The following is a 12208-nucleotide window of genomic DNA, read 5'->3' as shown; positions in this document are numbered from 1 at the left end:
GCACGACGAGATCAACGCCTACGCTTTCGGCGGAACGTACCGTCCGGCCACCCGAGCGAGGCGATGTCGAGGCGTGGCGCCGAGGGACGTCCAGCATCCCGAAGCCGTCAGTGACCGCGCCGGTTGCGCTCGGCTTCCTCGCGGATCGCATCTTCGTGATAGGAAGCGCCGCCCATGGCGAAGCCCACGAAGTCCGGAAGCCGATCCTTCGAAAAGCGTCGGGACATCTCGACGGCGGTGCGGCGCGCCTCGGTCGGAAACTGCAGGATCTCGGCGCTCTGGCGATGTTCGTTCGGATGCATGGTTCGATTCCTCTCCCTCGTTCTGCTTTCCGGCAGCATATCATCCCAGAGATAGGTATGCATATCCCTTATGCAATATGCCTAATTTATAGGCTGTTTCTTGCCGATTTGCCGATCACCACGAACGAGCCCATCCCTGCCGAGAAGCGTCGCCATCGACGTTCGAAGCCGCTTTTTCGGTCCCGATCCGGGTGGAGAACGAAACGCAAGGACAAACGGTTGCTCGCGCCCCTGCTGCGGCGAGCGTTTCCCCGGCTTCAGACGGCCGCTCCGGGATCGTGGCCTCTTCCCGCCGCGCCAGCCGGGCAGCACGAAAGAAAACTGCCGGACACGCCGCAGTCGGTTTGGCACGGAACATGCTACGTCATGATCGGCTCCGAACGGCGCGCTCTTTTCGAGCCCCCGGACCGATCGATGTGTTTCGACGCGCCCGCCGCGTCCACCATGGAAGATGACTGATGACGAAATTTAAGCTCGAGTATATCTGGCTGGATGGCTACACGCCGGTTCCGAACCTGCGCGGCAAGACGCAGATCAAGGAGTTCGCCGAGTTCCCGACCCTCGAGCAGCTGCCGCTCTGGGGCTTCGACGGCTCGTCGACGATGCAGGCCGAGGGTCACAGCTCCGATTGCGTGCTGAAGCCCGTGGCGGTCTTCCCGGATCCCGCCCGCACCAACGGCGCGCTCGTCATGTGCGAAGTGATGATGCCGGACGGCGTCACCCCACACTCCACCAACAGCCGCGCGACGATCCTCGACGACGACGACGCCTGGTTCGGCTTCGAGCAGGAATACTTCTTCTACAAGGACGGTCGGCCGCTCGGCTTCCCGGCGCAGGGCTACCCCGAGCCGCAGGGCAAGTATTACACCGGCGTCGGCTACAGCGCGGTCGGCGACGTCGCCCGCGAGATCGTCGAGAAGCATCTCGACCAGTGCCTCGCCGCCGGCATCAACCACGAAGGCATCAACGCCGAGGTCGCCAAGGGCCAGTGGGAATTCCAGATCTTCGGCAAGGGCTCGAAAAAGGCCGCCGACCAGATGTGGATGGCGCGCTACCTCTTGCAGCGCCTGACCGAGAGCTACGGCATCGACATCGAATACCACTGCAAGCCGCTCGGCGACACCGACTGGAACGGCTCGGGCATGCACTGCAACTTCTCGACCAAGCACATGCGCGAAGTCGGCGGCAAGGACTATTTCGAGGCGCTGATGGCGCAGTTCGAAAAGAACCTGCACGACCACATCGCCGTCTATGGCCCGGACAACCACATGCGCCTGACCGGCAAGCACGAGACGGCGCCGTGGAACAAGTTCTCCTACGGCATCGCCGATCGCGGCGCCTCGGTCCGCGTGCCGCATTCCTTCGTCAACAACGGCTACAAGGGCTATCTCGAGGATCGCCGCCCGAACTCGCAGGGCGACCCCTATGCCATCGCCTCGCAGGTGTTGAAGACGATCTCGGAAGTTCCGACCGGCGAAAAGGCCCAGGTCGCCGCCTGATCGATCGTCGAACGGCGGCCCGGCTCGCCGTTCCGATAGCCGAATGAACGACGGCGCGGTTCCGGAAGGAGCCGCGCCGTCGGCGTTTGGAAGCGCTGCAGCGTCGGATGCACCTCGTCCTACTGCCCGACCGGCCTTCCGTCCCCTCCGGTCGTCTCGCCGCTCCAGACGAACTCCAGAAGGATGTTGCGCTGGAAGAACGAACCGTTGTCGTCCGAGACCAGCGTCAGCCGCGTGCGGCCTGCCCCGTCCTGCCAGACGTCGAGGCCCTCCATGTTGTCGATCTCGTCGGAGAGATCCGCCTCGAAGACGACCGGCCCGTCGACCAGAGCGCCTGCCCGGATCGATCCGCCGGCTATCCGGCGAATGCGGATGCCGAGGCCGCTGAAAATGCCTTCGAACCGGCGCTCCAGCAGCAGGAGATCGCCGTTCGGCAGGAAGTCGCCGTCGGAGACCTCCCAGCCATCGTCCCGCCGCACCTTGAAGACGCTGCCGCGCTCTCCGCCCCGGCCGACGATGCCGGCGAAGAGATTGCCGGCCGCGTCGATCGAGTGCTCGGCGACCGTGACCATGGCTCCGCGAAGGGGGGACGCCTTCGGCGCGACCGAGAGCATCTCCAGCCCCTTGTTGGCGCGCAGCTCGCCGACCGGGAATGGCAGCGGCAGATTGCGCGGCCTCGCCGCGCCGAGACGATCGAGATCGTAGGCCCAGATCCGGTGCCGCTGCTCGAAGCCGACGGCGGCGGTGGTGCCGTCCGGATCGATCGCCAGGGATTCGGCGTCGCCGAACGCCTTGCCGGCGATCGGCCGCCCGAGGAGATCGGTCAAGGGCTTCGCGGCGACGTCGGCGAGGCCCGTCGGCCGGCCTTCGTCGTCGCGCATGATCGTGCCGGTGATCCAGCAGCCGTTGTCGGTCACCGCGACGAAGCGTTCGCCGCCCGGCATGAGGCGGATCGCCGAGATGCCGTGCAGCCGGCCGTCGAAGGAGGAAAACTGCAGCCCGCCGACGAACGTCAGGGCGCCGAAACGCCTGGCGGCAGAGTTCTTGTCGAAGCGCGGGATTTCGGTCGAACGAACGGTGATCGGCTCGCCTGCCGGCGACGCCGGCGCGGCGAGCGCCACGGGACCGGGCAGCGCGACGGCGACGGCGGCGACCAGGGCGAGCCATGCCCGGGGGAAAACGGCCGGCGGGGCGCCGCCGGCCCCCGCGGACGCAGAGATCGAAAAGATCACCTCTGGGCGCCTGCCCGGCGGTAAGTGCTGCCCGCAGCGCGACGGCGCCCCTCCTCCTCGAAAAGATCGGCGAGCTGCTCGGTCATCGCGCCGGCGAGTTCTTCGGCATCGACGATGGTGACGGCCCGGCGATAGTAGCGGGTGACGTCGTGGCCGATGCCGATTGCGAGAAGCTCGACCGGGGAGCGGGTCTCGATCTCCTCGATGATCGCCCTGAGATGCCGTTCGAGATAGTTGCCGGGATTGACGGACAGCGTCGAATCGTCGACCGGCGCGCCGTCGGAGATCATCATCAGGATGCGCCGCTGTTCGGGCCTCGCGAGGAGACGGTTGTGCGCCCAGATCAGCGCCTCGCCGTCGATGTTCTCCTTGAGCAGACCCTCGCGCATCATCAGGCCGAGATTGCGCCGGGCGCGCCGCCAGGGGGCGTCGGCAGACTTGTAGACGATGTGGCGCAGATCGTTCAGCCGGCCGGGCTTCACCGGCTTGCCGGCCTTCAGCCAGGCCTCGCGCGACTGGCCGCCCTTCCAGGCCCGCGTGGTGAAACCCAGCACCTCGACCTTGACGCCGCAGCGCTCCAGCGTCCGCGCCAGGATGTCCGCACAGGTGGCGGCGACGGTGATCGGCCGGCCGCGCATCGAGCCGGAATTGTCGATGAGCAGCGTGACGATGGTGTCGCGGAACTCGGTGTCGCGCTCCATCTTGTAGGAAAGCGGCTGCATCGGGTCGATGACGAGGCGGACGAGACGCGCCGAATCGAGATAGCCCTCCTCGAGATCGAAATCCCAGGACCGGTTCTGTTGCGCCATCAGGCGGCGTTGAAGACGGTTGGCGAGCCGCCCGACGACGCCCTGCAGCGTCGACAGCTGCTTGTCGAGAAAGGCCCGGAGCCGGTCGAGTTCGGCCTCGTCGCAAAGATCCTCCGCCCCGACGACCTCGTCGAACTGCGGGGTGAAGACCTTGTAGTCGAATTGCGGGGAGTCGCGGTCGAGCGGCTGGTTCGGCCGGCGCGATTCGCCCGGCGTCTCGGTGTCCTGGCTGTCGTCGTCGACGGGATCCTCGGCGGTCACTTCGGAAGATTCGGCCTCGGCCGTCTCCTCGTTCTCGCCCTCGGTCTCGGATTCCTCGGCTTCGGCCTCCTCGCTGCCGGCGTCCTTTTCCGAGCCGCTCTCCTCGTTGTCGCGGCTCTGATTGTCGCCCTGCTCGTCCTCCTGGTCCTCGTCCTCCTCGGAGTTGTTCTCGTCGGAAAGCTGCTCGGCCATTTCGAGCGACACCAGCATGTCGCGCATCGCGCGGGCGAAGGCCTGCTGGTCCTCCAGAACCTCAGGCAACTTTTCGAAATTCTTGCCGGCCTTGTCCTCGATGAAGTCGCGCCAGACGTCGACGAGCGCCCGGGCGCTGGCCGGGACCGGCCGCCCGGTCAGCCGTTCGCGCACCATCAGCGCGACCGCATCCTCGATCGGCGCCTCCGCACGGTCGGTGACGTCGGAAAGATTCGAGCGGAAATATTTGTCTTCCAGCATCGAGGCGAGATTGTCGCCGACACCGGCCATGGCATTGGCGCCGATCGCCTCGCAGCGCGCCTGCTCCACGGCGTCGTAGACGGCTCGCGCGCTCTTGCCGTCAGGCGACAGGCTGGCATGCAGCCGGCTGTCGTGCCGCGCCTTGCGCAGGGCCATGGCGTCGGCGAGACCGCGGGTGACGGACACGTCGTTCAGTGTCGCGCGCTTGGGAAGCTCGGGAAGCCGCGCCCGATTGCCGGCGAGGCCGGGCCGGTCGGTGGCATAGGTGACTTCCATTTCCGGATCGCCGGAAATCGCTCGCAATGCGCCCGACACCGCGCGCCGAAACGGCTCGCGATCCTGGGATTTGCCTTGGGGGGGACGCTTGTTGTCGCCGATCTTGCTCATATCCCGACAAATAGGCCGGGGCCCCGCCCCGCGGCAAGTCGAACCGACCGTTCCGCCGGAAATTGCCGGACGATCGGATGATGCGAGGCGCGGCGAAGGAGCCGCCCTCGCGGCGCTCTCCGAACCGGATGCGGCCACAGAGCGGCTTTCCGCTGGAAACATCCGCCGCCCGCCAGAGTTACGCCAGCAAGCAGCGCCCGGCCGATGCGGTGCCGGGCGGCTCAACATCACGACGGAAGATCACCATGCCCACGATCGCATTTCTCGGCCTCGGCGCGATGGGCTCGCGCTTGGCGAAGAACCTCCTCGATGCGGGGACCGACCTCGTCGTCTGGAACCGCAGCAAGGAGAAGACCGAGCCCTTCGTCGCGGCCGGCGCGCGCGTCGCCGCCACGCCGCGCGAGGCGGGTGAAACGTCCGATTTCGTGCTTGCCATGGTCGCCGACGACGAGGCCTCCGAGGAGGTCTGGCTCGACACCGAGCGCGGCGCCCTCGCCGGCATGAAGCCCGGCAAGACCGCCGTCGAGATCTCCACCCTGCAGCCCGGTTGGGTGCGGACCCTCGGCGAGGCGACGGCCGAAAAGGGCGTCGATCTCGTCGAGGCGCCCGTATCGGGCACCTTGCCGCAAGCGGAAAGTGCCGGGCTCGTCTTCTTTCTCGGCGGCAAGGAAGCCGCGGTGGATCGGGCCCGGCCGATCCTGAAACCACTCGGCAAGAGCTTCGACCGCGTCGGCGACTGGGGCGACGGCGCCACCGTGAAGCTCGCCACCAACGCCATCCTCGGCATCAACGTCGCCGCTTGGGCGGAGGTCATCGGCATGCTCGGACGATCGAGCGTCGATACGCAGACCGCAGTGGACGCCATCGCGAAGACGGCCGTCTGGGCGCCGAACTTCGGCTATCTGACTGGGTCGATGATCCAGTCCGACTTCGACCCGAAATTCCCGATCACACTGATCGACAAGGACTTTCGCTATGCGCTCGCGCTCGCGGGCGCGGACAGGGCGCCGGTGGTGGACAAGGTGCGCGAGTCCTTCGAAGGCGCCATCGCAGAAGGCCTCGGTGCGGAGAACATGACGGCGCTGGCGAAGCTGTATCGATGAAGGCCGGTCGCAGAGGCGCGGCCGGAGATCGTCCTGCTGATTCCATTGCCCGGCGGGATCAATTTGCCGGGCGCGACTGCGCCGTCGTCTCGGGCTCCGGCGGTTCCGGCCGGTCGGCGTCCGGATACCAGTAGCGCGCGGCTTCCGCCCCGCGCTCGATCAGCACGAAATTGTCGGCGAAGACCCGGTAGGGATGGCTCCATTCGCCGTCCGGCCACTGCACGCGGATCTCCGCCCGCTCGGCCGTGCCGAGACCGACATGGACGAAGCCCGCCGTGCCCGAGGCATGGCCGCCGCCGATCTGGATCGTCCGGTTGAGCGTCTTGGCGCCGATCTTCACCGCCAGCCTGGCGCCGACGGCATCCCGGTTCGCGCCCTTCTGGGACAGCTTCACCTCGACGAAATTGCCGAGCGGCCGGGCGCCGAAATCGGCCTTGCCGCCGAGATTGCGGAAAAGGCTCGCCTTCTGGCCGCGATTGACGACGAGGAGGTCCATCGCCCCGTCGAGATTGAAGTCGGCGATCAGCGCGCCGCGCCCCTTGGTCGGCAGCGCGATGCCGGCCTGATCCCCCACTTCGGCAAAGCGCCCGTCGAAGCCGCCCATCAGGAGATTGTCCGGGTCGTAGGCGGCGAAATCCGGCATCGCCTCGACATTGCCCTTGGCGATGAAGAGATCGAGGGCGGTGTCGTTGTTGAAATCGGCAAAGCCGGCGTGCCAGCCGGTGGAAGGCTTGCCGGCGTCGTGGACGTAGGGCCGGTGCGCCGTGGCGCCGCGCTGATAGGCCTCGTCGCGATAGGTCGGCGCGTCCTCGAATTCCCGATCGAGAAACTGCAGCTTGGTATCGCCCATCGAGGTGAGCGCGTAGTCCGGATAGCCGTCATTGTCGACGTCGCCCTCGGCGATTCCCATGCCCCAGATCGACAGATGCTGCCAGCCGTCGGCCTTGCGATAGGGCCGCGGCGCGCGGCCGGGCTCGATGCGCCAGAGCTGCTCCTCGCCGCCGCGATAATATTGCCGGTCGTTGGTGATCCTGAGGCTCGGTTCGCCCGAACGGTTCCAGTCGGTGAACAGCATCGACAGGGCGCAATAGCCCGGCGACAGCGCGAAGGGCTCGGAATAGTCGGGTCCTTGGTCGCCTTGCTCGGCGTTGCCCGCCTCGCGCTCTTTCCCCGGCGCCGCAGCGACCGGCCTTGCCTTCTGCTCCGCCTCCGGCTTTCTCGGCCGGATCAGCACGTTGTCGGCGCAGGTGCCCCAGGGCGAGCCGGGCGCGGCGCGGTCGACATAATTGCCGAAGGCGAGCGTCGGATGGGTCGCGCCGGGCTCGAAGATCGCCGAGAACGCCGTCGTCCAGGCCCGCCCGCCGTCGAAGCGCCAGGCAAAGTTCGCCTTCGCGAACCGGCATTCCGGCAGGCCCTTCAACAGAATGTTGCCGCCGACCCGCATGAGCACGAGGTCCTGCCGGCCGTCCTGGTCGATGTCGAGCGGATAGGCGCCGGTGACGTTTTCGAGATCCTTCGGATCGAGATCCTGCGGGACTTTCTCGAAGGCAAGCCGCCCGCCGGCCTGCGAGCGGTTGACGTAGACCATTCCCTCGCCCTTGCCACTGGCAAGAAAGACGTCCGGGAAGCGATCGTCGTTGCAGTCGAACGCCGCCCCACCCCCGCCGACGAAGAACTCCCACGGGCCGCCGTAGACATGGTCGATGCCGGCGGAGGCGGCTTCTTCGTGGAGGAGGGGGATGTCGCCGGCGAAGGGTCTGGGGGCAGGTTCGGCGGCGATGACGGGGGTGGTGAGCGCGATCGCAGCGGCGGCAGTCGCCGCAAAAGCAGCGCTTACTATGCAGAGGGTTTCGCCGCCTCTGAAACTGCGACGTCCGCGATTGGCCGTGAGGCTCCTTCCGTCGTCATCCTCGGGCTTGTCCCGAGGATCTACCGTCGTGTGGGCCTTGCGATCCGTCGCCGGTTGGCCATTGCCTGCGCCGCTTCTGAGCGCCGATGGCAGTAGATCCTCGGGACAAGCCCGAGGATGACGGCGCGTTGTCGCCTGCGCCCGTATTTCTTCCAGCATCGACGTCGTTGGACGAGAGGGCATCTCCCTTCGCCTGGCGATGAGGGCGGAACACCACGGCGGACCGGCGCTTGGCGCTGACAGGGTCATCCCGAGCGCCCTCATTCTCGACCTCATTCCCCTCACTCCCCCACCTTCAGCGTCTTCAGCCAGGCGATCAGCGCCGAGCGGTCGGCCTCGGCGAGCGCGGCATAGCTCCGTCCGCTCTTCTCCGCCTCCGCCCCGTGGGCGCGGATGACCTCGTCCAGCGTGGTGATGTCGCCGCGATGGCCGTAGGGCGCGGTGTCGGCGAGGCCCCAGAGTTCGGCGGTCATGAAGACGTCGCGTTCGACGAAGCGCTGGGCCAGCGTCTCGTTGCCGAGTTCCGGCGTGCGGCTGTCGGCGATGCGATGGCGTTTCAGGTCGCCGAACAGCGGCACCAGCACTTCGCCCTTTTCGTTGCGCGGCAGGCGTTCGGCCCATTCGAGCGTCGCCAGATCGTAGGTCGCCGGGGTCTTCACGTCGCCCCGGCGCAGCGTTCCCGCCATGTCGACCGGGCCGGGATCCTCGAAGGAAAGGCTCTTCAGCGGCAGGGACGGCCGGTGGCAGCTTTCGCAGCCGAGTTCCGCGAAGACCGCCCGCCCCCGCGTCGCGGCCTCCGCCCAGGCCTCGTCGTCGGGCGTCTCCTCGCGCGGCGGCGCGAGAGTCGCCTGGAAGGCCACCAGCGCCGAGATCTCCCCGGCGCCGAGTTCGTCCTCGTGAGCGTCGCCGTCGAAATCGGCCGTGCCGGTCCAGCGGGTGCCCCAGCGTTCGTCGGCCTGCATGCCGTGATGCTGGTTCATCGCATTGACGGTGAACTGCCGGAGCGAGGTCATCACGCCCTTCTGGGTGAACGGCCGCACGACGAGGTCGTCGTCGACGCCGGACAATCCGGACAGATCGACCGAACCGTCCGGAAGGGCGGTGATCCGACCGAAGTCGACGCCCTTCGACGACAGTTCCACGCGAACCTCTTCGCCCCCTGCCCGCGCCCGCCTCAGCGCCTCGCGCCGCTGGAGCGCCAGATCGGCGCTCATCTCCCGCGCCAGCAGTTCGACCAGCCCCGCGCCGAAGAGATGGTTGGTGCCCCGTTCGTTGGAAAATTGCGCGTCGAGCGTGTCGAAATGGGCGCTCTCGAAGCCCTCCGAGACGAAGACGTTGGCAACGAAGCCGCCCGCCCCGCCGGTGACGGGCTCGTTGTGGCAGGAGGAGCAGGCGTTGGCGTCAGGGCCGGCGAGCCGCTGGAAGGCGAATTCGGCCGGCCGCCGCGGCGCCGTCGGAACGATCGCCTGGGTGGCGTTCGGCCGGCCCGCCCCGTCGAGCGTGGTGAAGCGCGCCTCGAACAGATCGCGGCCCCTTTTTGCCAGATCCTCGAGCCGTTTGCCCGCGATCGTGCCGACGAGGGACGCCGGGTCGATCCGCTCATGGATCGCCTTCTCGCTCCAGGCCGGCTCGGTCGCCGCCGCCGGGAAGCGGACCGGGCCGATGACCGTCAATGCCGTCAGAACCAGCGTCGCCCCTCGCCGTCTCATCATGCCGCCTCCGTCGCTTCCGCCCCCGAGCGGGCGAATTCCTGGTCGAGTGCCGCCAGCGCATAGGCCGTCCCCGCATCGAAGACGAGCGCGTCGGTGTCCTCCTCGACGATCAGTGGTGTGTCGCTGCCGAGCCCGTCCACCGCGCTCTCGCGAATGCCCCCGCGGATCGACGTTTCGAGAAGATCGATCGCCTTGGCGCCGGAGCCGGTCATGACGATCGGCAGCGGATCGATCATGGTGAAGACCCGGCCGAGGCCGTAGCCGATGGCGTTTCCCGCCGCCTCGAAGGCCGCGCGCGCTGCCGGATCGCCGGCCCGCGCGGCATCGGCGAGCCGCTGCATCGCCTCGTCGCCGATCCGGTGGGCGGGAATGTCCCCCTTGCCGGTGGCGCTGCGCCAGATCGCATAGTCGCCGGCATAGGCCTCGACGCAGCCGTGATTGCCGCAGCGGCAGAGCGCGCCGCCGGGCATGTGATTGATGTGGCCGAACTCGACGGCGGACGAGTGCTTGCCCTGAAAGGTCGCGCCATTGAGCCTGAGGCCCATGCCGACACCGAAGCCGACGAACAGCGTCGCGAAGTCGAGGCCGGTGAAGTCGGCGCGCCAGCGGAACGCTTCCGGCATCAGCGAACAGTCGTTGAGGACGCTCACCGGGGCACCGAGCAGGATGGAAAGCGGCTCGGCGATCTCGATGTGCCGATGCTTCAGCGCCGGCGACCAGACGATGCCGGAGAGGTCGCTGAAGGTCTTGCCCTGGACGGCGACGACGACCTTGTCGAGTTCCCGGGGCTCTTCTGCGAGTTCTGCGGTCAGATCGCTGGCGAGTTCGGCGAGGAGATCGACGATGAAGCCGCCGTCTTTCCCGGAGATGTCCACCCCGCGCCGCATTTCGGCGAGCGGCCGGCCGGCATAATCGCTGATCCGTCCCGAGACCTCGCCGACGGCGATCTTCAGGGCCGCCACCCGCGCCGCCCTGCCGCACAGGGCCAGGCTCTTGCCCGGCCGCCCCCGACGGATCGAGCGGTCGTCTTCCTCGATCTCCTCCAAGAGGCCGCCGCGCAACAGCGCGCCCGAGATCGCCGAAGACGCCGAAACCGACAGGCCCGTCGCCTCGCTGACCGCCTTCCGCGTCGTCACCGCGACCCGGCGCAGATGATCGAGCACCGCCAGCCGATTGTGCACGCGCACCATGTCGGCATCGGTCTTCGCCAACCTGCTCAACGCTTCTCTCCTCCCTCCACCGTGGCGCTCTTGGCGGCGTTTCGGCGGCTCAACTCTGACACGTTGACATGGATCGCAATTGCTGTCACCATTTTTTCCGAGGCTTGGAAAAAGTCTCGGCCGGCGCCACGTCGTCGGGCTCCGTGACGCAGAGGCGCCATGGGCGCCATGGGAGGAAATTCATGAAAACGTTGAAGTTCGCGCTTGCCGGCGCGATGTTCTCGATGGCTGCCATGGGCAGCGGCGCGGCTTTTGCCCAGGACGGCAAGGACATCACGGTCGGCGTCTCCTGGTCGAACTTCCAGGAGGAGCGCTGGAAGACCGACGAAGCCGCCATCAAGAAGGCACTCGAAGCCGCCGGCGCCAAGTACATCTCGGCGGACGCCCAGTCCTCCGCCGCCAAGCAGCTGACCGACGTCGAGTCGCTGATCACCCAGGGCGCCGACGCGCTCATCATCCTCGCCCAGGATTCGGCGGCGATCGGCCCGGCCGTCCAGACGGCCGCGAACAACGGCATTCCGGTCGTCGGCTACGATCGCCTGATCGAGAATCCGGCCGCCTTCTACATCACCTTCGACAACAAGGAAGTCGGCCGCATCCAGGCGCGCGAAGTCCAGAAGGTCCAGCCGGAAGGCAATTACGCCTTCATCAAGGGCTCGTCGGCCGATCCGAACGCCGACTTCCTCTTCGCCGGCCAGATGGAAGTCCTCAAGGACGCGATCGACAGCGGCAAGATCAAGAATGTCGGCGAGGCCTATACGGACGGCTGGCTTCCGGCCAACGCCCAGCAGAACATGGAACAGATCCTGACCGCCAACAACAACGACGTCGACGCGGTCGTCGCCTCCAATGACGGCACCGCCGGCGGCGCCGTCGCGGCGCTCGAGGCGCAGGGTCTCGCCGGCACGGTTCCGGTCTCCGGGCAGGACGCCGACCAGGCGGCGCTGAACCGCATCGCCCTCGGCACGCAGACCGTCTCCGTGTGGAAGGACTCCCGCGAACTCGGCAAGCGCGCGGCCGAAATCGCGCTCGAACTCGCCAGCGGCAAGGAGATGAGCGAAGTCACCGGCGCCGAGGAATGGGACAGCCCGAACGGCCAGAAGCTCGAATCGATCTTCCTGACCCCGGTGGCGATCACCAAGGACAACCTCGACACCGTCATCGATGCCGGCTGGGTCTCCAAGGAGACCGTCTGCCAGGGCGTCAAGCCGGATTCGGTTCCCGCCTGCAACTGATCGCCATGGTGCGATGAGACGGATGGCCGCGGCGAATGCGCCGCGGCCATTTTCCAGACCTCCGCCCTCGACCGACGAGGGCAACT

9 protein-coding genes are annotated in these 12208 nt (G+C 67.4%); 3 read left to right on the top strand and 6 right to left on the bottom strand.

Annotation, left to right across the window (positions count from 1 at the left end; all coding sequences use genetic code 11):
- Positions 1 to 107: 107 nt before the first annotated feature.
- On the bottom strand, positions 108 to 302 hold the full coding sequence (locus tag LZD57_RS11275; RefSeq protein ID WP_233719720.1) for a DUF2735 domain-containing protein: 195 nt from the start codon (positions 300 to 302) through the stop codon (positions 108 to 110).
- A gap of 458 nt (positions 303 to 760) precedes the next feature.
- On the opposite strand from LZD57_RS11275, the gene LZD57_RS11270 reads away from it, so the two are divergent.
- Positions 761 to 1801 (top strand): glutamine synthetase beta-grasp domain-containing protein, encoded by a 1041-nt coding sequence (locus tag LZD57_RS11270; RefSeq protein ID WP_233719719.1) that lies wholly within the window; start codon positions 761 to 763, stop codon positions 1799 to 1801.
- Positions 1802 to 1920: 119 nt separating this feature from the next.
- On the opposite strand, the gene LZD57_RS11265 is transcribed toward LZD57_RS11270, so the two are convergent.
- The gene (locus LZD57_RS11265; RefSeq protein ID WP_233719718.1) at positions 1921 to 3033 is read right to left on the bottom strand and encodes an esterase-like activity of phytase family protein; all 1113 of its coding nucleotides are present in this window, start codon (positions 3031 to 3033) and stop codon (positions 1921 to 1923) included.
- Positions 3030 to 4943: a cobaltochelatase subunit CobT gene (gene cobT / locus LZD57_RS11260; protein WP_255699904.1), complete on the bottom strand. Its 1914-nt coding sequence runs from the start codon at positions 4941 to 4943 to the stop codon at positions 3030 to 3032. Before cobT ends, LZD57_RS11265 begins: the two co-directional genes overlap by 4 nt.
- A 77-nt stretch (positions 4944 to 5020) precedes the next feature.
- Between cobT and LZD57_RS11255 the strand changes: the two genes are divergently transcribed.
- Positions 5021 to 6046 (top strand): NAD(P)-dependent oxidoreductase, encoded by a 1026-nt coding sequence (locus LZD57_RS11255; protein ID WP_338034699.1) that lies wholly within the window; start codon positions 5021 to 5023, stop codon positions 6044 to 6046.
- Between the two features lie 58 nt (positions 6047 to 6104).
- Here LZD57_RS11255 and LZD57_RS11250 read toward each other — a convergent pair whose 3' ends face one another.
- From LZD57_RS11250 to LZD57_RS11240, 3 genes are all read right to left on the bottom strand, one after another.
- Positions 6105 to 8114, bottom strand: a complete 2010-nt coding sequence (locus LZD57_RS11250) for a CRTAC1 family protein (protein ID WP_233719716.1) — start codon at positions 8112 to 8114, stop codon at positions 6105 to 6107.
- 122 nt (positions 8115 to 8236) lie between these two features.
- The gene (locus LZD57_RS11245) at positions 8237 to 9667 is read right to left on the bottom strand and encodes a di-heme oxidoredictase family protein (RefSeq protein ID WP_233719715.1); all 1431 of its coding nucleotides are present in this window, start codon (positions 9665 to 9667) and stop codon (positions 8237 to 8239) included.
- Positions 9664 to 10887, bottom strand: a complete 1224-nt coding sequence (locus tag LZD57_RS11240) for an ROK family protein (protein WP_233719714.1) — start codon at positions 10885 to 10887, stop codon at positions 9664 to 9666. Before LZD57_RS11240 ends, LZD57_RS11245 begins: the two co-directional genes overlap by 4 nt.
- A 215-nt stretch (positions 10888 to 11102) precedes the next feature.
- Here LZD57_RS11240 and xylF point away from each other — a divergent pair, with 215 nt between their 5' ends.
- A complete protein-coding gene (xylF, locus tag LZD57_RS11235; protein ID WP_420844795.1) occupies positions 11103 to 12122 on the top strand; it encodes a D-xylose ABC transporter substrate-binding protein in 1020 nt (339 codons plus the stop codon).
- Positions 12123 to 12208: the final 86 nt, after the last annotated feature.

It is taken from the genome of Jiella avicenniae, assembly GCF_021390325.1.
Taxonomy (GTDB): domain Bacteria; phylum Pseudomonadota; class Alphaproteobacteria; order Rhizobiales; family Rhizobiaceae; genus Jiella; species Jiella avicenniae.
The sequence above is the reverse complement of the archived record's forward strand: the minus strand, read 5'-3'. Positions and strand labels throughout refer to the sequence as shown.